This window comes from Streptomyces sp. HUAS MS02, from assembly GCF_055702265.1.
This window is the reverse complement of record NZ_CM146747.1, coordinates 7,690,565-7,712,584: the sequence shown is the minus strand read 5'-3', so window position 1 is coordinate 7,712,584 and position 22,020 is coordinate 7,690,565. Positions and strand designations below refer to the sequence as shown.

17 protein-coding genes and 3 rRNA genes are annotated in these 22,020 nt (G+C 67.8%); 7 read left to right on the top strand and 13 right to left on the bottom strand.

Going from position 1 to position 22,020, the window contains the following annotated elements; genetic code table 11:
* Complete coding sequence (locus ACZ9QC_RS33245; RefSeq protein ID WP_472916477.1) at positions 1-1,029, bottom strand: HAD hydrolase-like protein; 1,029 nt, start codon at positions 1,027-1,029, stop codon at positions 1-3.
* A 127-nt stretch (positions 1,030-1,156) separates the two neighbouring features.
* Between ACZ9QC_RS33245 and ACZ9QC_RS33240 the strand changes: the two genes are divergently transcribed.
* Positions 1,157-2,449, top strand: coding sequence for a DUF1015 domain-containing protein (locus ACZ9QC_RS33240; RefSeq protein ID WP_472916476.1), 1,293 nt, complete (start codon positions 1,157-1,159; stop codon positions 2,447-2,449).
* A 101-nt stretch (positions 2,450-2,550) separates the two neighbouring features.
* On the opposite strand, the gene ACZ9QC_RS33235 is transcribed toward ACZ9QC_RS33240, so the two are convergent.
* The 5 genes from ACZ9QC_RS33235 to ACZ9QC_RS33215 all read right to left on the bottom strand — a co-directional run bounded on the left by ACZ9QC_RS33235 (position 2,551) and on the right by ACZ9QC_RS33215 (position 11,113).
* Positions 2,551-3,420, bottom strand: a complete 870-nt coding sequence (locus ACZ9QC_RS33235) for a tetratricopeptide repeat protein (protein WP_472921880.1) — start codon at positions 3,418-3,420, stop codon at positions 2,551-2,553.
* 1,336 nt (positions 3,421-4,756) lie between these two features.
* Positions 4,757-4,873: ribosomal RNA gene (gene rrf / locus ACZ9QC_RS33230) — 5S ribosomal RNA — on the bottom strand.
* A 105-nt stretch (positions 4,874-4,978) separates the two neighbouring features.
* Positions 4,979-8,102, bottom strand: a 23S ribosomal RNA gene (locus ACZ9QC_RS33225).
* A 300-nt stretch (positions 8,103-8,402) separates the two neighbouring features.
* A 16S ribosomal RNA gene (locus tag ACZ9QC_RS33220) occupies positions 8,403-9,928 on the bottom strand.
* The 16S, 23S and 5S rRNA genes sit together here, the layout of an rRNA operon.
* Before the next feature lie 543 nt (positions 9,929-10,471).
* Positions 10,472-11,113: a DNA-3-methyladenine glycosylase gene (locus ACZ9QC_RS33215; RefSeq protein ID WP_472916475.1), complete on the bottom strand. Its 642-nt coding sequence runs from the start codon at positions 11,111-11,113 to the stop codon at positions 10,472-10,474.
* A gap of 211 nt (positions 11,114-11,324) precedes the next feature.
* On the opposite strand from ACZ9QC_RS33215, the gene ACZ9QC_RS33210 reads away from it, so the two are divergent.
* The 3 genes from ACZ9QC_RS33210 to ACZ9QC_RS33200 all read left to right on the top strand — a co-directional run bounded on the left by ACZ9QC_RS33210 (position 11,325) and on the right by ACZ9QC_RS33200 (position 13,357).
* Positions 11,325-12,107 (top strand): sporulation protein, encoded by a 783-nt coding sequence (locus ACZ9QC_RS33210; protein ID WP_472916474.1) that lies wholly within the window; start codon positions 11,325-11,327, stop codon positions 12,105-12,107.
* A gap of 52 nt (positions 12,108-12,159) precedes the next feature.
* Entirely contained in the window at positions 12,160-12,699 is a 540-nt protein-coding gene (locus ACZ9QC_RS33205) for a YbhB/YbcL family Raf kinase inhibitor-like protein (RefSeq protein WP_217177205.1), read from the top strand.
* A gap of 151 nt (positions 12,700-12,850) precedes the next feature.
* Positions 12,851-13,357, top strand: coding sequence for an HNH endonuclease (locus tag ACZ9QC_RS33200; protein ID WP_033529234.1), 507 nt, complete (start codon positions 12,851-12,853; stop codon positions 13,355-13,357).
* 162 nt (positions 13,358-13,519) lie between these two features.
* On the opposite strand, the gene ACZ9QC_RS33195 is transcribed toward ACZ9QC_RS33200, so the two are convergent.
* The 3 genes from ACZ9QC_RS33195 to ACZ9QC_RS33185 form a co-directional block, all read right to left on the bottom strand.
* On the bottom strand, positions 13,520-14,467 hold the full coding sequence (locus ACZ9QC_RS33195) for an SPFH domain-containing protein (RefSeq protein ID WP_467318447.1): 948 nt from the start codon (positions 14,465-14,467) through the stop codon (positions 13,520-13,522).
* Positions 14,468-14,652: 185 nt separating this feature from the next.
* Positions 14,653-15,084: an NfeD family protein gene (locus ACZ9QC_RS33190; protein WP_472916473.1), complete on the bottom strand. Its 432-nt coding sequence runs from the start codon at positions 15,082-15,084 to the stop codon at positions 14,653-14,655.
* A 145-nt stretch (positions 15,085-15,229) separates the two neighbouring features.
* Positions 15,230-16,021 carry an ABC transporter ATP-binding protein gene (locus ACZ9QC_RS33185; protein WP_184895826.1) on the bottom strand — a complete coding sequence of 264 codons (792 nt, stop codon included), beginning with the start codon at positions 16,019-16,021 and terminating at the stop codon, positions 15,230-15,232.
* A 149-nt stretch (positions 16,022-16,170) separates the two neighbouring features.
* Here ACZ9QC_RS33185 and ACZ9QC_RS33180 point away from each other — a divergent pair, with 149 nt between their 5' ends.
* Positions 16,171-16,956, top strand: a complete 786-nt coding sequence (locus tag ACZ9QC_RS33180) for a hypothetical protein (protein WP_472916472.1) — start codon at positions 16,171-16,173, stop codon at positions 16,954-16,956.
* 179 nt (positions 16,957-17,135) lie between these two features.
* On the opposite strand, the gene ACZ9QC_RS33175 is transcribed toward ACZ9QC_RS33180, so the two are convergent.
* The 4 genes from ACZ9QC_RS33175 to ACZ9QC_RS33160 all read right to left on the bottom strand — a co-directional run bounded on the left by ACZ9QC_RS33175 (position 17,136) and on the right by ACZ9QC_RS33160 (position 19,834).
* A complete protein-coding gene (locus tag ACZ9QC_RS33175; protein ID WP_472916471.1) occupies positions 17,136-17,375 on the bottom strand; it encodes a chaplin family protein in 240 nt (79 codons plus the stop codon).
* A gap of 273 nt (positions 17,376-17,648) precedes the next feature.
* A complete protein-coding gene (gene chpE, locus ACZ9QC_RS33170; protein ID WP_033529228.1) occupies positions 17,649-17,897 on the bottom strand; it encodes a chaplin ChpE in 249 nt (82 codons plus the stop codon).
* A 157-nt stretch (positions 17,898-18,054) separates the two neighbouring features.
* Entirely contained in the window at positions 18,055-18,696 is a 642-nt protein-coding gene (locus ACZ9QC_RS33165; RefSeq protein WP_472916470.1) for a response regulator, read from the bottom strand.
* A complete protein-coding gene (locus ACZ9QC_RS33160) occupies positions 18,689-19,834 on the bottom strand; it encodes a GAF domain-containing sensor histidine kinase (protein WP_472916469.1) in 1,146 nt (381 codons plus the stop codon). Before ACZ9QC_RS33160 ends, ACZ9QC_RS33165 begins: the two co-directional genes overlap by 8 nt.
* 282 nt (positions 19,835-20,116) lie before the next feature.
* On the opposite strand from ACZ9QC_RS33160, the gene ACZ9QC_RS33155 reads away from it, so the two are divergent.
* A complete protein-coding gene (locus ACZ9QC_RS33155; protein WP_472916468.1) occupies positions 20,117-20,812 on the top strand; it encodes an SDR family NAD(P)-dependent oxidoreductase in 696 nt (231 codons plus the stop codon).
* Entirely contained in the window at positions 20,809-21,870 is a 1,062-nt protein-coding gene (locus ACZ9QC_RS33150) for an S-adenosylmethionine:tRNA ribosyltransferase-isomerase (protein ID WP_472916467.1), read from the top strand. Before ACZ9QC_RS33155 ends, ACZ9QC_RS33150 begins: the two co-directional genes overlap by 4 nt.
* Positions 21,871-22,020: the final 150 nt, after the last annotated feature.

Sequence of the window (22,020 nt, the reverse complement as noted above, 5' to 3'; positions counted from 1 at the left end):
TCACAGTCCCAGCCGGGCCAGCGCCTTCTCCCCGTCCAGCTCGCACGAGCCCTCGCCCGCCGCCGTCCAGGCCGCCGCGCACAGCGCCCGCAGCCCGTCCAGAGCCCCACCCTCGCCGTCGAGTTCCAGCCGCTCCGGTCCCGCCGTGGCCGTCCAGCCACCGCAGCGGAACCCGGTGCCCGCCTCGACGACCTCCGGCTGCCCGGTGAGCATGCCCCGCAGATCGGCGTCGACGTACGTGGGCCGGTGCTGCGGAAGCGCGGCCAGCAGCTGTGCCCCGTCGGTGACACCCGTCAGCACCAGCAGTGAGTCGACCCCGCCGTTGAACGCCCCCTCGATGTCCGTGTCCAGCCGGTCCCCCACCACCAACGGCCGCTCGGCACCGGTCCGCAGGATCGTCTCGCGGTGCATCGGCGGCAGCGGCTTGCCCGCCACCTGCGGCTCGGCGCCCGTCGCGATCCGGACCACCTGCACCGCCGCCCCGTTGCCCGGCGCGATCCCGCGCGCGCTCGGGATCGTCAGGTCGGTGTTGGACGCGAACCACGGCACCCCGCGCGCGATGGCGTAGCAGGCCTCCGCGAACCGCCCCCAGGGCAGCTCGGGGCCGCCGTACCCCTGCACCACCGCCGCCGGATCGTCGTCCGCCGACTCGACCGGCTCCAGACCCCGCTCGCGCAGCGCCACGCGCAGCCCCTCACCACCGATGACCAGCACCCGCGCCCCGGCCGGCAGCTGCTCGCTGATCAGCCGGGCCACGGCCTGCGCCGAGGTGATGACGTCACCGGCCTCGGTCGGTATGCCGAGGGCCGTCAGATGCGCGGCGACCGTGTCGGGCGTCCGCAGCGCGTTGTTGGTGACGTACGCGAGGTGCATACCACCGGCGCGCGCCGTGCTCAGCGACTCCACGGCGTACGCGATCGCGCTCCCTCCCGCGTACACCACACCGTCCAGATCGAGCAGAGCCGTGTCGTACGCCTCGCTCAGGGCCTGCCCACTGCCGTCGGGCCGCGTCCTGACTGCCTGGCTCATCGTGCTCCGCTCCTCGCTCGGTCCGACGGTCGCCCCACTGGCCGGGTCGGACGGCCATGGGTCGACAATCGGTCAGGTCACTTTCCCCGATCATCCCTCACGGCACCGACACCCATACGATGCATCAATGAACTACGCAGGTCCCGCGGAGGAGATCCCGGCGCGCAGCGGCCTGGAACTGACCCCGTTCCGGGGGCTTCGCTACGACCCCGACCGGGTCGGCAGCCTGGCCGCCGTGACATCACCGCCGTACGACGTCGTCGTACGGCCGGACGGTCTGCTCCACCTCGAATCCGCCGATCCCCACAACATCGTCCGCCTGATACTCCCCCAGGCCAGTACCCCCGGCGCCCGTGACGAACAGGCGGCCGACACACTGCGCCGCTGGCTCGCCGACGGTGTCCTCGCCGCCGACCCCGAGCCCGGCCTCTACGTGTACGAGCAGGCGGACGGCAGCATCCTCCAACGCGGTCTCATAGGCGCCCTGCGCCTCTCCGAGCCCTCCGCCGGCGTGGTCCTCCCCCACGAGGACGTCATCCCCCACGTCATCGCGGACCGCGCGGCCCTGATGCGCGCGACCGGCACCAACATGGAGCCCCTGCTCCTCACGTACCGGGGGGACGGCACCGGGGCCGGAGCGACAGCCGTGGTCGAACGCACCACGGAACGCACCCCGCTCCTCGCCACGACCACGGAGGACGGCTTCAGCCATCGCCTCTGGGCGGTCACCGACCCCGCCGACGTCGCCGAGATCCAGTCGGATTTGGCCCGCCACCAGGCCCTGATAGCCGACGGCCACCACCGCTGGGCGACCTACCTCCGGCTCCGCACGGAGCACCCGTCCCCGAGCCCCTGGGACTACGGCCTGGTCCTGCTGGTGGACACCGCCCGCTACCCCCTGCGTGTGCGCGCGATCCACCGCCTCCTCCATCAACTCCCGCTCCCGGACGCCCTCACCGCCCTGGACGGCCTGTTCCGCGTGCGCCGTCTCGACGTCGCGCTCCCCGAGGCCCTCGATGCCCTGGCGGACGCGGCCGCCACCGGCAACGCCTTCGTCCTCGCGGGTGACGGCCCCTTCCACCTCGTCGACCGCCCGGACCCGGACCTCCTCGCCCGTACGATCCCCGCCGACCGCCCACCGGCCTGGCGCACCCTGGACGCGACGGTCCTGCACGCCACCCTCCTCGACCACGTGTGGCACATCCCCGAGGACTCCCCGGCGCATGTCGCCTACATCCACGACACGGCGGCGACGGTGGAGAAGGCCCGACGCGACGGCGGCACGGCCGTCCTCATGCACCCGGTCCGCGAGGAGGTCGTACGCGAGCTGGCCCGCCAGGGGGTCACGATGCCCCGCAAGTCCACGTCGTTCGGCCCCAAGCCGGCGTCGGGGCTGGTCCTGCGCGCGCTGGAGTGCTGAAGCGGCGGCTTCCGGGGTGACCGGGGAGCCGGGCGATTCGGACCATACAAAAGGGCGGGACCCCTGCACGGGATCCCGCCCTTCACCGTCTTCCCGGGACGTCAGTCCTTGCCCTCGACGTCGACGTCGACGTCGACATCCGTGTCCTGGTCCGTGTCCACGTCAGCGTCCGCGTCCTTCACGTCGGCGTCCCCGTCATCCTCGTGGTCCTTGAGGTCAGCGCGGTGGTCCTCGTCGACGCTCTCGGCCGCGGTGTCGTCCTGGTCCTCGTCGTCGTCCACGTCCTCGTCCTCGACGAGGACGTCCACGAACTCGACACCGTCCATCTCCGCCAGCCGGTCCGACGCGTCCGTGCTGCCGTCCTTGTCGGCCTCGACGGCCTTGGCGAACCACTCCCGGGCCTCGTCCTCACGCCCGGCCGCGAGCAACGCGTCGGCATAGGCGTACCGCAGGCGCGCGGTCCACGGCTGTACGGAGTTCGAGGCCAGCTCGGGGCTCTGCAGCGTCACGATGGCCGCGTCGAGCTGATCCATGTCACGCCGAGCGCCGGCCGCGACGAGCCGCATCTCGACCTGACCCGCCTTGTCCAGCTTGTGCACCTCGGGCGCCCCGGCCATGTCGAGCGCCTTCTCGGGCCGCCCGAGACCACGCTCGCAGTCCGCCATGACGGGCCACAGCTCGACGTTGCCGGTCATCCGCCGGGCCGCACGGAACTCCGCGAGCGCCTCGCTGTACTTCTGGTTCGCGTACGCGGCGAAGCCGGCCGCTTCCCGTACGGCCGCCACACGCGAGGCAAGCCGCAGCGCGACCCTGGAGTAGCCGTACGCGCCCTCGGGGTCCTCGTCGATGAGCCGCGCGACCATCACCAGGTTCTTGGCGACGTCGTCCGCGAGCGTCTTCGGCAGGCTCTGGAGCTCCTGCCGTACATCCTTGTCGATCTCCTCACCGGTGACGTCCTCCGGGATGGGCAGCCGCTTGATCGGCTCACGGTCCCGGTCCCGCTCGTCGCGGAAACGCCCGTCACCACGTCGGTCGTCGCCGCCGCGCCGGTCGTCGCGGCCACGGAAGCCACCGGGCCGACCCCCACGGTCGTCCCGCCGGGGACCACGGCCACGGTCGTCCCGGCCGCGGTCGTCGCGCCCACGGAACCCGCCGGGGCGCTCACCCCCACGGCTGTCGTCGCGCCCGCGGAAGCCGCCGCCGCGCTGGTCACCACGGCTGTCGTCACGGCGGAAACCACCGCGGTCGTCATCGCGGCGGTACGAGGGACGGTCACCCTCACGACGCTCGGGACGAGCCGGGCGGTCGTCACGACGGTCGTCACGAGAGAACGCGGGACGGTCGTCACGCCGGTCGTCACGACGGAAGGCCGGCCGGTCACCGCGGTCACCGTCACGGCGGTCGTCACGACGGAAGTCGTCGCGGCGGTCGTCACGCCGGAAAGGCGGTCGGTCACCGTCGCGGCGGTCGTCACGCCGGAAGGGCGGACGCCCACCGCGGTCGTCGCCACGGCGCTCGTCACGGCCGCGGTCGTCGCGTCCGCGGAAGCCGCCGCCGCGCTGGTCACCACGGCTGTCGTCACGGCGGAAACCACCGCGGTCGTCATCGCGGTGGTACGAGGGACGGTCACCCTCACGACGCTCGGGACGAGCCGGGCGGTCGTCACGACGGAACCCACGGTCCCGGTCGTCGCGACGGAAGCCGCCACGATCACCACGGTCCCCGCTGTCCCGCCGGTCGTCACGACGATCGTCACGAGAGAACGGGGGACGGTCGTCACGGCGGTCGTCGCGACGAAAGGCCGGCCGGTCGCCGTCGCGGCGGAAGCCACGATCGCGATCCCGGTCGTCACGACGGGGCGCCCCGGGGCGGTCGTCGCGGCGGAACGCGGGGCGAGGCCCCCGGTCGCCCTCACGGCGGTCGTCCCGACGGTCGTCACGGCCACGGAACCCGCCACCACGGTTGTCGTCACGGCGGAAGCCACCACGGTCGTCGCGCCGGTCGTCGCGCCGGAACCCGCCTCGATCGTCACCCCGACGGTCATCCCCACGGCGGTCGTCGCTACGACGATCGTCACGCCGGCCGTAGCCACCACGGTCGTTGTCGCGCCGGTCGTTGTCTCGGCGCGGTCCACCGCGATAGCCGCCACGGTCACCACTGTCCCGTCGCCGCTGGTCGCGCTCCGGTCGATCGTCGGGAGAGTTGGTGGACATGGTGACTCCTGTCTTCGGTACTGCAGACATTCTAGAAACAAAAGGACCCCTGGTCCCAGCTGAACGCTGGGACCAGGGGTCCTTTCCAAAGATTGTTCGGCGGCGTCCTACTCTCCCACAGGGTCCCCCCAGCAGTACCATCGGCGCTGTAAGGCTTAGCTTCCGGGTTCGAAATGTAACCGGGCGTTTCCCTCACGCTATGACCACCGAAACCCTAATGGTTTCGAGCGAACAAGCACACTCTTCTGTTGTGTGGTTCAGCTCTAGCCGACAACTGTTCGTTGTCTCAGAACTAACACAGTGGACGCGAGCAACTGAGGACAAGCCCTCGGCCTATTAGTACCAGTCAACTCCACCCGTTACCAGGCTTCCATATCTGGCCTATCAACCCAGTCGTCTACTGGGAGCCTTACCCCATCAAGTGGGTGGGAATACTCATCTCGAAGCAGGCTTCCCGCTTAGATGCTTTCAGCGGTTATCCCTCCCGAACGTAGCCAACCAGCCATGCCCTTGGCAGAACAACTGGCACACCAGAGGTTCGTCCGTCCCGGTCCTCTCGTACTAGGGACAGCCCTTCTCAATATTCCTGCGCGCGCAGCGGATAGGGACCGAACTGTCTCACGACGTTCTAAACCCAGCTCGCGTACCGCTTTAATGGGCGAACAGCCCAACCCTTGGGACCGACTCCAGCCCCAGGATGCGACGAGCCGACATCGAGGTGCCAAACCATCCCGTCGATATGGACTCTTGGGGAAGATCAGCCTGTTATCCCCGGGGTACCTTTTATCCGTTGAGCGACGGCGCTTCCACAAGCCACCGCCGGATCACTAGTCCCGACTTTCGTCCCTGCTCGACCCGTCGGTCTCACAGTCAAGCTCCCTTGTGCACTTACACTCACCACCTGATTGCCAACCAGGCTGAGGGAACCTTTGGGCGCCTCCGTTACCCTTTGGGAGGCAACCGCCCCAGTTAAACTACCCATCAGACACTGTCCCCGATCCGGATCACGGACCCGGGTTAGACATCCAGCACGACCAGACTGGTATTTCAACGACGACTCCACCCGAACTGGCGTCCGAGCTTCACAGTCTCCCAGCTATCCTACACAAGCCGAACCGAACACCAATATCAAACTGTAGTAAAGGTCCCGGGGTCTTTCCGTCCTGCTGCGCGAAACGAGCATCTTTACTCGTAGTGCAATTTCACCGGGCCTATGGTTGAGACAGTCGAGAAGTCGTTACGCCATTCGTGCAGGTCGGAACTTACCCGACAAGGAATTTCGCTACCTTAGGATGGTTATAGTTACCACCGCCGTTTACTGGCGCTTAAGTTCTCAGCTTCGCCACCCCGAAGAGTGACTAACCGGTCCCCTTAACGTTCCAGCACCGGGCAGGCGTCAGTCCGTATACATCGCCTTACGGCTTCGCACGGACCTGTGTTTTTAGTAAACAGTCGCTTCTCGCTGGTCTCTGCGGCCACCCCCAGCTCACCGAGTAAATCGGATCACCAGGTGTGGCCCCCCTTCTCCCGAAGTTACGGGGGCATTTTGCCGAGTTCCTTAACCATAGTTCACCCGAACGCCTCGGTATTCTCTACCAGACCACCTGAGTCGGTTTAGGGTACGGGCCGCCATGAAACTCGCTAGAGGCTTTTCTCGACAGCATAGGATCATCCACTTCACCACAATCGGCTCGGCATCAGGTCTCAGACTTAATGGCGTGCGGATTTACCTACACACCGTCCTACACCCTTACCCCGGGACAACCACCGCCCGGGATGGACTACCTTCCTGCGTCACCCCATCACTCACCTACTGCAAGTCTGGTTCGTCGGCTCCACCACTCCCCTTCACCCGAAGGATCCGGGGCGGCTTCACGGACTTAGCATCGCCTGGTTCAATGTTTGACGCTTCACAGCGGGTACCGGAATATCAACCGGTTATCCATCGACTACGCCTGTCGGCCTCGCCTTAGGTCCCGACTTACCCTGGGCAGATCAGCTTGACCCAGGAACCCTTGGTCAATCGGCGCAAACGTTTCTCACGTTTGTATCGCTACTCATGCCTGCATTCTCACTCGTGAACCGTCCACAACTCGCTTCCGCGGCTGCTTCACCCGGCACACGACGCTCCCCTACCCATCCCAGCGGGCGTTGGCCCTCATGCTGGAATGACACGACTTCGGCGGTACGCTTGAGCCCCGCTACATTGTCGGCGCGGAATCACTAGACCAGTGAGCTATTACGCACTCTTTCAAGGGTGGCTGCTTCTAAGCCAACCTCCTGGTTGTCTCTGCGACTCCACATCCTTTCCCACTTAGCGTACGCTTAGGGGCCTTAGTCGATGCTCTGGGCTGTTTCCCTCTCGACCATGGAGCTTATCCCCCACAGTCTCACTGCCGCGCTCTCACTTACCGGCATTCGGAGTTTGGCTAAGGTCAGTAACCCGGTAGGGCCCATCGCCTATCCAGTGCTCTACCTCCGGCAAGAAACACACGACGCTGCACCTAAATGCATTTCGGGGAGAACCAGCTATCACGGAGTTTGATTGGCCTTTCACCCCTAACCACAGGTCATCCCCCAGGTTTTCAACCCTGGTGGGTTCGGTCCTCCACGAAGTCTTACCTCCGCTTCAACCTGCCCATGGCTAGATCACTCCGCTTCGGGTCTTGAGCGTGCTACTAAAACCGCCCTGTTCGGACTCGCTTTCGCTACGGCTACCCCACCCGGGTTAACCTCGCAACACACCGCAAACTCGCAGGCTCATTCTTCAAAAGGCACGCAGTCACGAGACACCAAGCAAGCTTGATGTCCGACGCTCCCACGGCTTGTAGGCACACGGTTTCAGGTACTATTTCACTCCGCTCCCGCGGTACTTTTCACCATTCCCTCACGGTACTATCCGCTATCGGTCACCAGGGAATATTTAGGCTTAGCGGGTGGTCCCGCCAGATTCACACGGGATTTCTCGGGCCCCGTGCTACTTGGGTGTCTCTCAAACGAGCCGTTGACGTTTCAGCTACGGGGGTCTTACCCTCTACGCCGGACCTTTCGCATGTCCTTCGCCTACATCAACGGTTTCTGACTCGTCCTGTTGCCGGCAGACAACAGAAGAGAGATCCCACAACCCCGTATACGCAACCCCTGCCGGGTCTCACACGCATACGGTTTGGCCTCATCCAGTTTCGCTCGCCACTACTCCCGGAATCACGGTTGTTTTCTCTTCCTGCGGGTACTGAGATGTTTCACTTCCCCGCGTTCCCTCCACACTGCCTATGTGTTCAGCAGCGGGTGACAGCCCATGACGACTGCCGGGTTTCCCCATTCGGACACCCCCGGATCAAAGCCTGGTTGACGACTCCCCGGGGCCTATCGTGGCCTCCCACGTCCTTCATCGGTTCCTGGTGCCAAGGCATCCACCGTGCGCCCTTAAAAACTTGGCCACAGATGCTCGCGTCCACTGTGCAGTTCTCAAACAACGACCAACCACCCATCACCCCGAACCAGCGGTTCGAGTGCACTGGGGCCGGCACTGAAGGAAGTTCATTCCCTCAGACACCCAACAGCGTGCCCGACCGGGTCCCGTCCGGAGATCATGTTTTCCACGCTCTTGCGAGCAGTACTAACAGCCTCCGGCCCGTGAAACCGGCCGAATAATCAACGTTCCACCCATGAGCAACCACCGTCGGACGTTCGCCGACGTTGTGGCCCTGGATCTCTTGCGAGATCTAGATGCTCCTTAGAAAGGAGGTGATCCAGCCGCACCTTCCGGTACGGCTACCTTGTTACGACTTCGTCCCAATCGCCAGTCCCACCTTCGACAGCTCCCTCCCTTACGGGTTGGGCCACCGGCTTCGGGTGTTACCGACTTTCGTGACGTGACGGGCGGTGTGTACAAGGCCCGGGAACGTATTCACCGCAGCACTGCTGATCTGCGATTACTAGCAACTCCGACTTCATGGGGTCGAGTTGCAGACCCCAATCCGAACTGAGACAGGCTTTTTGAGATTCGCTCCGCCTCACGGCATCGCAGCTCATTGTACCTGCCATTGTAGCACGTGTGCAGCCCAAGACATAAGGGGCATGATGACTTGACGTCGTCCCCACCTTCCTCCGAGTTGACCCCGGCAGTCTCCTGTGAGTCCCCATCACCCCGAAGGGCATGCTGGCAACACAGAACAAGGGTTGCGCTCGTTGCGGGACTTAACCCAACATCTCACGACACGAGCTGACGACAGCCATGCACCACCTGTACACCGACCACAAGGGGGCGACCATCTCTGGCCGTTTCCGGTGTATGTCAAGCCTTGGTAAGGTTCTTCGCGTTGCGTCGAATTAAGCCACATGCTCCGCTGCTTGTGCGGGCCCCCGTCAATTCCTTTGAGTTTTAGCCTTGCGGCCGTACTCCCCAGGCGGGGAACTTAATGCGTTAGCTGCGGCACCGACGACGTGGAATGTCGCCAACACCTAGTTCCCACCGTTTACGGCGTGGACTACCAGGGTATCTAATCCTGTTCGCTCCCCACGCTTTCGCTCCTCAGCGTCAGTAATGGCCCAGAGATCCGCCTTCGCCACCGGTGTTCCTCCTGATATCTGCGCATTTCACCGCTACACCAGGAATTCCGATCTCCCCTACCACACTCTAGTCTGCCCGTATCGAATGCAGACCCGGGGTTAAGCCCCGGGCTTTCACATCCGACGCGACAGACCGCCTACGAGCTCTTTACGCCCAATAATTCCGGACAACGCTCGCGCCCTACGTATTACCGCGGCTGCTGGCACGTAGTTAGCCGGCGCTTCTTCTGCAGGTACCGTCACTTTCGCTTCTTCCCTGCTGAAAGAGGTTTACAACCCGAAGGCCGTCATCCCTCACGCGGCGTCGCTGCATCAGGCTTTCGCCCATTGTGCAATATTCCCCACTGCTGCCTCCCGTAGGAGTCTGGGCCGTGTCTCAGTCCCAGTGTGGCCGGTCGCCCTCTCAGGCCGGCTACCCGTCGTCGCCTTGGTGAGCCGTTACCTCACCAACAAGCTGATAGGCCGCGGGCTCATCCTTCACCGCCGGAGCTTTCCACACTCATCGGATGCCCGAGAGTGTCGTATCCGGTATTAGACCCCGTTTCCAGGGCTTGTCCCAGAGTGAAGGGCAGATTGCCCACGTGTTACTCACCCGTTCGCCACTAATCCCCACCGAAGTGGTTCATCGTTCGACTTGCATGTGTTAAGCACGCCGCCAGCGTTCGTCCTGAGCCAGGATCAAACTCTCCGTGAATGTTTACCCGTGATCGGGTCGACACCACGAGAGCGGAACCACCGGAGGAATAATCCGATGGTTCACAGCATCCTCGCTGTGTTTGTTTCAAAGGAACCTCGTCCCAGCAGATGCTGGAGACGGGGTATCAACATATCTGGCGTTGATTTTTGGCACGCTGTTGAGTTCTCAAGGAACGGACGCTTCCTTTGTACTCACCCAAGCTGTTCTCGGGCTTTCCTCCGGGCAGTTTCCCTTCGGTCTTGCTGTCTTGCGTTTCCGACTCTATCAGATCCTTTTCCGATCCGATTCCCTGTCGGCGGGATTTGCCTTTCGGCTGCCTATTGGCCTCGCGGTTTCCCTTGCGGCCTTTCGACATTCACTACGTTAGCCGATTCCCTCGGCAACTCATAATTGAGTGGTGCGGGCTGGAATCAGGGCACGCCTAATTCGCCCCCGCCGAGGGGATGTCGTAGGTAGTGGGTTGGCCGCTCTCGGCTGCTGGCTGATCGCCGTAACCGGTTCAAGCGGCTCGGGCTACGTTACGGATCGCCCGGGGGCGAGTCAAGTTGAGCGCCGGCGGGGGACATGGGCCCGATAAGGGCTGACCGTCGGGTCATTGGCGATCCAGAAGCGCCAGGGGTGGACGCCACCGTCGCCGGAGACTCCGGTGCGGGGGCCGTGCAGTACCTGGTCAGAGCTGACCGGAGTACCCGTCAGGACGGTCAGGGGCGTGGGCTCGGGGGCGCAGGCGTCCGTGCCGTCCAGGGCTCGGTCCACCTCCAGGGCCGTGGCCAGCCGGGCCGGGCCTTTGGCCAGTTCTATGTCATTTCGGGCTGAGATTCGACGTTTGCGAGCGAGGTCGACGCCCTCGGTGATCTCGCCGGCGCGCAGCAGGACCGCGCTCGCCCGGCCCTCCGGGCCGCACACGAGGTTCATGCAGTGCCACATGCCGTAGGTGAAGTAGACGTACACGTGTCCGGGCGGGCCGAACATCACGCCGTTGCGGGCCGTGCGACCGCGGTAGGCATGGGAGCCGGGGTCGTTCGCTCCGTCGTAGGCCTCGACTTCCGTGAGACGGAGTTCGATCGGACCCTCCGGGGTGGTGCGGACGAGGATGCGCCCGAGGAGGTCCGGCGCCACCTCCAGTACGGGGCGGTCGAAGAACTCGCGGGCGAGGGGCGTACGGTCGGGGCTCGCGATCATGGCGTACGAGCGTAGTCCAGACGGGTGCGTGCCGACGGGTGGCGTGGGGGCGTCCTCCTTGGAAGGGTGAAGGAGCTGGAGGGCGCGGAACCGGGCGTCGTCGGTTTGCGTTTGTAGGGATCAAGGCTCCGCGCCACGCAGAGCGATCCACACCACAGAGAACACAGAACCACGCAGATACGCAGGCTTTCGCCTGACGGGAGGAACAGACATGGGGTTCAAGCGGCTGCTCGCGAGCCTGGGAGCCGGTGGCGCTTCGGTCGAGACGGTGTTGACCGAGATCAACGTCGTCCCGGGTGGTGTCGTCCAGGGTGAGGTGCGGATCCAGGGCGGCTCCGTGGACCAGCAGATCGAGGCGCTGTCCGTCGGACTGCAGGCGAAGGTCGAGGTCGAGGGTCAGGACGCGGAGTACAAGCAGGACATCGAGTTCACCAAGCAGCGGCTCGGTGGCGCCTTCGAGCTGAAGGCCGGGGCCGTCCACGTGGTGCCGTTCGGGCTGGAGATCCCGTGGGAGACGCCGATCACCACCATCCAGGGGCAGCCGCTGCCCGGGATGCACATCGGTGTGACCACCGAGCTGGAGATCGCGCGCGCGGTCGACTCCGGTGACCTGGACCCCATCAACGTGCACCCGCTGCCCGCGCAGCAGGCTCTCCTGGACGCCTTCATCCAGCTGGGCTTCCGGTTCAAGAACGCGGACATGGAGCGCGGGCACATCCGGGGGACCCGGCAGAAGCTGCCGTTCTACCAGGAGATCGAGTTCTACCCGCCGCAGCAGTACCACGGCCTCAACCAGGTGGAGCTGAGCTTCGTCGCCGACGAGCGCGAGATGGACGTCGTGCTGGAGATGGACAAGAAGCCGGGTCTGTTCAGCGAGGGCAGCGACTCGTTCCGCTCCTTCAGGGTGGGTCTGCACGACTACCAGGGCACGGACTGGGCGGCGTACCTCAACCAGTGGCTGTCCGAGGTCGGCAGCAAGCGCAGCTGGTTCTAGGCTCGGTACCACCGGAACCACACCCATCCCGGATCCATCAGGAGGTATCCAGGTGACCGAGCCGAAGAGGCCGCCGCTCCCCCACGATTTCCACCCGGTCGTGCCGTCCTTCACGGTCGCGAGCGAGGACGTCGAGGCGGGTTCCACGCTCAAGGACGCCCAGGTCTACGCGGAGGGGAACACCTCGCCGCAGCTGCGCTGGGAGGGCTTCCCGCCGGAGACCAAGAGCTTCGCCGTGACGTGCTACGACCCGGACGCCCCCACGGGGAGCGGGTTCTGGCACTGGGTCGTGTTCGACATCCCGGCGTCGGTGACGGAGTTGCCGACGGGCGCCGGCTCGGGGAAGTTCGAGGGACTGCCCGAGGGCGCCGTCCAGGCGCGCAACGACTACGGGACGAAGGACTTCGGCGGAGCCGCGCCGCCGCCCGGCGATCCGGCGCACCGGTACGTGTTCACGGTGTACGCCGTGGACCAGGAGAAGCTCGGTCCGGATTCGGACGCTTCTCCCGCGGTGGTCGGGTTCAACCTGCGGTTCCACACGCTGGCCCGCGCCCAACTCATCGGTGAGTACGCCGCCGTGGCGGAAAAGTAACGAAGCCGGACGTTCATTGAACGTTTGCTCGTCTCTGGTCTTGGAAGTGATCAGAGACGGGCATTTTTTATTGCGTTGTCCATCTCGGCGTGCCCGGCCAGAGTTGATCCAAGCCCGCCGGGGGGTGGGCTGGCACAGGAGGTGGGCTGGAATGCGGGACACGCTGGTACTGAACGCGAGCTTCGAGCCGCTGTCGACGGTGACGCTCAACCGAGCCGTCGTGCTGGTACTGCAGGACAAGGCCGTCGTCGAGCAGACCCACCCCGAGCTGCGCATGCGCGGAGCCGCGGTCGACATACCGGCGCCCCGGGTGATCAGGCTCTGCAGGTACGTGAGGGTGCCGTTCCGAAGACAAGCGCCGTGGTCGAGGCGGGGTGTGCTGGTACGGGACAGGCACAGGTGCGCGTACTGCGGCCGTCGGGCGACGACCGTGGACCACGTGGTGCCGCGGTCGCGGGGCGGTGGGGACACCTGGCTGAACACGGTGGCTTCTTGCGCCGAGGACAATCACCGCAAGGCGGACCGGACTCCGGAGCAGGCGGGGATGCCGTTGCTGAGGCAGCCGTTCGAGCCGACGCCGGCGGATGCGATGCTGCTGTCTCTGGGGCACGATGACTTCGATGCATTGCCCGCCTGGCTCTCGCAGGGCGCCGCGTAGGGCTCCGCCCGGAAACGCCGTCCTCTCCAGCGTCGTTCGGCTTCTGCTGTGTGCGGACTGCGGGTGCGTCGTGGCTTCGCGCGGTTCCCCGCGCCCCTGACAGCCATGAGACAAAGACGTGGGCCCACCCTCTGCTTCGAGGGTGGGCCCGATGTCGTGTGCCTAGTCGATCGCCGGCTTCTCGCGGCGTTCGCTGTTGCCGTCCGTCGGCCTGGGGACGGTCGGGCCGCCGCCGAGGTTGCCGAAGTTGCCCATGGCGCCGGAGAGGCCCTTGAGGGCGTCGCCGATCTCGCTGGGGACGATCCAGAGCTTGTTGGCGTCGCCCTCGGCGATCTTCGGGAGCATCTGGAGGTACTGGTAGGACAGGAGCTTCTGGTCCGGGTCGCCGGCGTGGATGGCCTCGAAGACCGTACGTACCGCCTGGGCCTCGCCCTCGGCGCGCAGGGCGGCGGCCTTGGCCTCGCCCTCCGCGCGCAGGATCTGGGACTGCTTCTCACCCTCGGCGGTGAGGATGGCCGCCTGGCGCGTACCTTCGGCGGTGAGGATCGCGGCGCGCTTGTCACGGTCGGCGCGCATCTGCTTCTCCATCGAGTCCTGGATGGAGGTGGGCGGCTCGATCGCCTTCAGCTCGACGCGGTTGACGCGGATGCCCCACTTGCCGGTGGCCTCGTCGAGGACGCCGCGCAGGGCCGCGTTGATCTCCTCGCGGGAGGTCAGGGTCCGCTCCAGGTCCATGCCACCGATGATGTTGCGCAGGGTGGTGACGGTGAGCTGCTCGATCGCCTGGATGTAGCTGGCGACCTCGTAGGTCGCGGCGCGGGCGTCGGTGACCTGGTAGTAGATGACCGTGTCGATGTTCACGACCAGGTTGTCCTGGGTGATCACCGGCTGCGGCGGGAACGGCACGACCTGTTCACGCAGGTCGATGCGGTTGCGGATGGAGTCGATGAACGGGACCACGATGTTGAGGCCCGCGTTGAGTGTGCGCGTGTAGCGGCCGAACCGCTCGACGATGGCCGCGCTGGCCTGTGGGATCACCTGGATGGTCTTGATCAGGGCGATGAAGACCAACACCACCAGAATGATCAGGACGATGATGATCGGTTCCATCGATTGCTCCCCGAGCCCTTCTCCGCCGTGTCGCTTCCTGAAGATCTTGAAGGTCCTCAAGATCTTGAAGATCCTATGCCTGTCGAGGCCGTTGAGGATCTTGTGGTCGAGTCTGGCAGAACACCGCCTGCCCGGTGGGGCGTTCACGCCATAGCGTCATCGCCTCGTGACCACGTCGTGCGAGGTCACATGACGATCGCCGTGGCTCCCTCGATCTCGACGACGTCCACTTCCTGGCCCACTTCGAAAGCCTGGCCGGTGTCGAGCGCGCGGGCGGACCAGACCTCGCCGCCCAGCTTGATGCGGCCGCCCGCGCCGTCGACCCGTTCCAGGACGACGGCGTGTTTGCCCTTCAACGCGTCGATCCCGGTGGCGAGTTGTGGTCGCTGCGATCTGTGCCGGGCCGCGATGGGCCGGACGACGGCGATGAGCGCGACGGAGGCGATCGCGAAGACGACGACCTGGAGTACGACCCCACCGCCCAGCCCCGCGACCACGGCTCCGGCGACCGCGCCCAGGGCGAGCATTCCCAACTCGGGCATCGCGGTCACGACGAGGGCGATCCCGAGCCCGGTCGCGCCGATCAGCCACCACACCCATGCGTCGATGCTGTCCACATCGGCAATGGTAGAACCGCGATCGGGCCGCCGAACAGAGCGCACGGTCAAAGATCGCGTACAGGGGGCTCCCAAGTCGGGTGCGCCCGGGCCGGGTTGTGGCCCCGGCGCGTCCGGCCGGCGGAAGTCGGGTGGGAGTTGGAGGTCAGGTGAGCGGCAGGCCGTGGGCGGTCCAGCGCTCGCCGAGCTGGTCGACGACGAGGGGGAGGCCGAAGCAGAGGGAGAGGTTGCGGGAGGTGAGCTCCAGCTCCAGGGGGCCCGCGGCGAGGACCTTGCCCTGACGGATCATCAGGACGTGGGTGAAGCCCGGGGGGATCTCCTCGACGTGGTGCGTGACCATGATCATGGAGGGGGCGATCGGGTCGCGGGCGAGGCGGCCGAGGCGGCGTACGAGGTCCTCGCGGCCGCCGAGGTCGAGGCCGGCGGCGGGCTCGTCGAGGAGGAGCAGCTCGGGGTCGGCCATCAGGGCACGGGCGATGAGGGTGCGCTTGCGCTCGCCCTCGGAGAGGGTGCCGAACTTGCGGTCGACGTACTCGGTCATGCCGAGGCGGTCGAGGAAGGCGCGGGCGCGCAGCTCGTCGACCTCCTCGTAGTCCTCGTTCCAGGTGGCCGTCATGCCGTACGCGGCGGTCAGCACGGTCTGCAGGACGGTCTGGCGCCGGGGGAGCTTCTCCGCCATGGCGATGCCGGCCATGCCGATGCGGGGGCGCAGTTCGAAGACGTCGACCTTGCCCAGGGTGTCGCCGAGGATCGTGGCGGTGCCCTTGCTGGGGTACAGGTAGCTGGACGCGATGTTCAGGAGGGTGGTCTTGCCCGCGCCGTTCGGTCCGAGGATGGCCCAGCGCTCGCCCTCCTTGACCGACCAGGAGACCTGGTCCACCAGAGCCCGGCCCTCGCGGACCACGGATACGTCCTCCAGCTCCAGAACATCGCTCATGAGCGCGCTGTCTCCCCTTGCAGTGTCGGCCTGTCTCGGCTGTCGCGTACGCCTGTGGTTGGAGCCACCGCCGGGTGGGCGCAGCCCATAGGGAAATCTACGCCACCGGTCGGGCCACCCATCGCCTCGGTCGTCCTTAGGGTGGGGGCATGCTCTCCGAACCACGCTCAGGACGCCTCGCCTCATGGGGAAATGCCCTTATTGCCGGACTTGTCTCACCGGATGACGCCGTGCTCGCGATCGTCGGGGAGGACGCGGTGCACCGGGTGGAAGGGCTGCCCGGCGAGTCGGGGCCCGTCGGGCTGACGCTCGGGCTGGGGCGGTTGCGGGCGCTCGGGGCGACCGGACTGCGGGTCGCGCTGCCGGCGCCGGGGCATCCGCTGGGGCTGAGCGGTCCGCCGGAGTTCAACAAGCTGGCGTTGGAGGCGGAGGAGGCGGTCGTCTGCCACGGTGGTGCGCTCGGGCTGGTGCCGGAGGTGTCCTCGGTGGGGCCCGAGGGCGACGAGCACGTCGAGGTCGTCTGGCACTGCCTGGAGGTACGGGAGGCGCCGCCGGCCGATGTGCCCTCGCTCGGGGAGGCCGAACGGGAGCTGGCGGAGGCACTGCGGGAGGCGACGGCGGTGCTGTCGCGGCTGGACGTGGCGGCCTCGGGGCCGGTGGCGGAGGCGGCGATCGACGCGTACCGGGCTCGGGCCGAGCTGGGGCGGGAGGTGTTGGCGCCCGGGTATCCGCCGCGCGCGGTGCGGGTGCTGGAGCTGGCGCAGCGCATCGGGCTGCTGATCTCCGTGGCGTTCGAGAACGGGCACGGCGGGGCGGTGAGCGCCTCCGAGATGGCCTCGCGGACGGCGGCGCTGCGGCCGGTGGAGCGGACGGCTCGGCGGGCGCAGGTGGCGGCGTACAACGCGTTCGTGGAGGAGCGGGAGCGGGGGCGGTAGCTCGGCGGGGTGGGTGAGCTGGGCCCTTGGCTGTGTGGTGCCCGGCGGCTGCGGCTGAGCGGGGGTCGGCTGCGCAACTCGGCGCTACGAGGTGCCGCCTGCGCCCACCCTCCCCCATCTCCCCAGCGGCACGACTGCCCGCAGTTGGGACGGCTGGGTGGGCCCAGCGCGGCGGAGTGTCAGTGGTTGGCGCTGACGTTGCCGAACGTCGGGTTGAGCGCGGCGATGAGGTTGGCGCTGAGGCCTGTGACCGTGACGGGGACGTCGACGGGGACCTGGACGTCGAGGCCGGAGCCGACACCGGGGGAATGTACGGCAGCGCTGTCCGCGGAGGAGTCGGCGACGGCGGCACCGGACGAGGCGCCCGCGGCGAGACCGGCGGCGGTGACGGTCAGGGCGGCCTTCTTGGCGAAGTTCATGAGCTGCGTTCCTCCTGCGTCGTACGGATCCGGCCCGCCCACGGGCCGTGCGCTGATCAACGCCCGGTGGGTCCGCGGTGGTACGCGCGAAGGACGGGAACGGCCCCTTCGGCGCATTGGGGCGATGGAACGACCACAGGACGAGACGACTGCGGGCCGAGACGACCACAGGACAAAACGACCACAGGAAGAGAACGACTTCGGACAAACCTGACCGGCCTTCCAGGGAGTGCCTGGAAGGCCGGTGGTCACGGGTGTTCCGGGGAGGGAACGTCAGTGGTTGACACCCAGGTTGCCGAAGGCCGGGTTCAGGATGCCGACGACGTTCACGCTGTTGCCGACCGCGTTCACGGGGATGTGGACCGGGGCCTGGATGACGTTGCCCGAGACGACGCCCGGCGAACCGATGGCCTTGCCGTCGGCGTGCGCCCCGCCGTCGGTGGCGGAGGCCATACCGGCACCGGCGGCGACGAGGCCACCGGCCACCATCGTGACAGCGGCGGCCTTCTTCAGGTTCTTCACTTTGAGCCCTTCCTTGCGATCACTGCGGCGGTCGCACGCAGCACGCACTGAAGAACGCCGGGGGTCCCGGCAGGATGCGCCACCCGGGGGACATACACCCGACAGTATGAATCTCGGCCCGGAGCGGAACCCTCCGTGTTGCCGGACAATCCGCACATCATCCGGTCACACCGTGGCGTACCGCCCAGAGTGCGGCCTGGGTCCGGTCCGCCAGGTCGAGCTTCATGAGGATGTTCGAGACGTGGGTCTTCACCGTCTTCTCGGACAGCACCAGCGCACGGGCTATCTCGCGGTTGGAGCGGCCGTCGGCGATCAGGCCCAGCACCTGGCGCTCCCGCTCGGTCAGCGAACCGCCTCTCCCCTGCCCGGAGCCCGCCTCCTCCTGGGACAGCAGGGCGTCGGCGACCTCGGGCTGCAGGAGGATGTGTCCGGCGTGCACCGAGCGGATGGCGCCGGCCAGGGCGTCGGGGTCGATGTCCTTGTAGACGTACCCGGCGGCCCCGGCCCGCAGGGCGGGGACGACCGTGCGCTGCTCGGTGAAGCTGGTGACGATGAGCACGCGCGCGGGGTTGTCGAGTTCGCGGAGTCTGCGGAGCGCCTCGACGCCGTCCATGCCGGGCATCTTGACGTCCATGAGGACGACGTCGGGCCTCAGCTCCTCGGCGCGGGCGACCCCCTCGGCGCCGTCGGCGGCCTCGCCCACGACCTCGATGTCGTCCTGCACCTCCAGGAAGGTGCGCAGTCCGCGGCGGACCACCTGGTGGTCGTCGACGAGGAGCACCTTGATCGCGTCAGCCACCGGGGACCTCCATCTCGATGGTCGTGCCCTTGCCGGGCGCCGATTCCACGGCCAGCCTCCCGCCGACCCCGCTCGCCCGGTCACGCATGGACACCAGGCCCAGGTGGCGTCCCGCGCGGCGGACGGCCTGGGGGTCGAAGCCGTCGCCGTCGTCGGTGACCCGCAGGACGGCGCCGCCTCCGTGCCGGTCCAGCGTGACGTCGACCCGCTTCGCCCCCGAGTGCCGCAGAGCGTTGTGCAGGGCCTCCTGGGCGACGCGCAGCATGGCCTCCTCCTGGGCCGCGGGCAGCGCGCGGGCGCCGCGGCCGGAGAAGGTGACGCGGGCGCTGTGGGCGCGGTCCAGGACGTGGACCTGGGTGCGCAGGGTGGCGACCAGGCCGTCCTCGTCGAGCCCGGCGGGGCGGAGTTCGACGACGGCGGCGCGCAGTTCGTCCGCGGCTTCGGCGGCGAGGGCGGCGACCTGCTGGAGTTCGCCCTTGGCGCGGGAGGGGTCGCGGTCGACCAGGGTGGCGGCGGCCTGGGCGGTCAGGCGCAGGGAGAACAGCTTCTGGCTGACGGCGTCGTGGAGTTCGTGGGCGAGCCGGGAGCGTTCCTCGGCGATGGTCAGCTCGCGGCTGCGCTCGTAGAGGCGGGCGTTGGTCAGGGCGATGGCGGCGTGCTGGGCGAGGATCGACAGCAGTTCCTCGTCCTCCTCGGTGAAGCCGCAGCCGCCCTCGGGCTTGGGGCAGCGTTTGTTGGCGAGGAAGAGGGCGGCGATGACCTCGTCGCCGTCGCGGACGGGCAGGCCCAGGAAGTCGATCAGGTGGGGGTGGGCGCTGGGCCAGCCCTCGAAGCGGGGGTCCTCGCGGACGTCGGCCAGGCGCTCGGGGGTGGCCTGGTGGAGCATCGCGGCGAGGATGCCGTGCTGGCGCGGCAGCGGGCCGATGGCCTTCCACTGGGCGTCGCTGACGCCGTCGACGACGAACTGGGCGAAGCCTCCGTGGTCGTCGGGGACGCCGAGCGCGGCGTACTCCGCGTCCAGCAGCTCACGCGCGGAGGCGACGATCGTCTTGAGGACGTCGCGCACCTCCAGGTGCCTGCTCATGGCCAGCAGGGCACTGCTCACCGCGGCGAGGCCGGACCGTGGACCTTGACTCATGACCTCACCGTACCGGCGGGGTCCGACACCGCGGATCGGACCGCCGGAGGCCTCACCGGGGCCTCGGACCTAGGCCTTGGGCCTACGACCGGACCTAGGTCCGGGGGGCCGGGTCGGGCGGCCTGCGACCGGGCCTAGGCCCCTGGGCCCGGCCCGGTGGCCTAGGGCGAATGGCCCCGGGGCTCTGCGGCCCGCGTACGAGGCGGTGGGGGCGGTGCGGTTCCTACGTTGGGATCACCGCCGCCGGGTTCGGAGGCGGGTGAGGACGAGGGGACGGTTGTCATGCCGGTAGCGATCATCACGGGGGCGTCGAAGGGGCTGGGCCGGGCACTGGGCGCGGCGCTGGCGGAGCGCGGGTGGGATCTGGTGCTCGACGCCAGGACCGCCGGGCCCTTGAAAGAGACGGCGGCGGAGCTGTCGGCCCACGGGACGCGGGTGGAGGCCCTGGCGGGGGACGTCACGGACGCCGGGCACCGGGCGGAGCTGGTGACGGCCGCGCGTGCGCTGGGCGGGGTGGACCTGCTGGTGAACAACGCGAGTGCGCTGGGCGCCGAGCCGCTCGTAAGGCTGGAGGAGCTGCCCCTGGACGGGCTGAGGCGGGCGCTGGAGGTGAATGTGGTCGCGGCGCTGGGGCTGGTCCAGGAGGCGCTGCCGCTGCTGCGGGCCTCGGGTGCGGGCACGGTGATCGACGTCAGTTCGGACGCGGCGGCCGAGGCGTACGCGACGTGGGGTGGGTACGGGGCCTCGAAGGCGGCGCTGGACCAGTTGTCGGCGGTGCTGGCGGAGGAGGAGCCGGGGCTGCGGGTGTGGGCCGTCGATCCCGGGGACATGGCCACGGACCTGTACGCGGCGGCCGTACCGGAGGACGACGATCCACGGCCGGCGCCGGCCGGTGTGGTGCCGGCCTTCCTGCGGCTGCTCGACGAGCGGCCGGCCAGTGGCCGCTACGGGGCGGCCTCGCTGCTGGAGGGGCGATGACGACGGTGGCGGTGCGGGTGCCGGACGAGCTGCACGCGCGTGTGCCCGCCGAGCAGCGGGGGCCGGGCCTCGACCGGGCCGGCGTGCGCCTGCTGGTGTCGCGGGGGACGCGGGTGTCGCACCACGCGTTCGCGGCGCTGCCGGGGCTGCTGTCGGCGGGCGATGTGCTGGTGGTCAACACCTCGCCGACGCTGGCGGCGGCGGTGGACGGGAGGATCGGGCACGCGCGCGTGGTGGTGCACTTCTCCACGCGGGGCGACGACGGGCGGTGGGCGGTGGAGCTGCGGGATCCGGACGGGCGCGGCACCACGCGCGCGCGTGCGGGCGGTCCGGCGGGGACGGAGGTGCGGCTGCCCCGTGGCGTTCGGCTGGTCCTGGAGGAGCCCCTGAGCGGGCGGGGGGAGCGGTTGTGGTGGGCCCGGGTGTCCTCGTCGGCCGTCGCCGGGCTGCTGCGGGAGCACGGGCGGCCCATCCGTTACTCCTACACCGAGCGGGACCAGCCGATGTCCGTGTACCAGACGGTGTTCGCGTTGCCGTCCGAGGACGGGGCGGGCAGTGCGGAGATGCCGAGTGCGGGGCGGCCGTTCACGGCCCGGCTGGTGGCGGAGCTGGTGAGCCGGGGGGTGCTGTTCGCGCCGGTTGCGTTGCACACCGGGGTCGCTTCGGCGGAGGCGCACGAGCCGCCGTACCCGGAGCGGTTCGCGGTGTCCGGGGTCTCGGCGCGGCTGATCAACGCGGCACGGGCGGGCGGGGGGCGGGTCCTGGCGGTGGGGACGACGGCGGTGCGGGCCGTGGAGTCGGCGGCCGGGTCCGACGGTGTCGTACGGGCCCGGGAGGGCTGGACGGATCTGGTGGTGACGCCGGAGCGCGGGGTGCGGGCGGTCGACGGACTGCTGACCGGGCTGCACGAGCCGGAGGCCTCGCACCTGCTGATGCTGGAGGCGGTCGCGGGGCGGGCGGCGATCGACGGCGCGTACGAGGCCGCGGTCGCGGGGCGCTATCTGTGGCACGAGTTCGGGGACGTGCATCTGATCCTGCCGGAGACGGGCCTCACGTAGAGCATTGCGTCAGCAACCGACTGTGAACAAAGCGTCCGGGCCGTGTGAGGCCCCCCATAGGGCACACATCACGTACGAAGGAGCCTAGGAGATGCATACGGGCGGTATGAGCGGGAAGGACGGTGCGGTCTGTCCCGTTTTGCCGGTTCC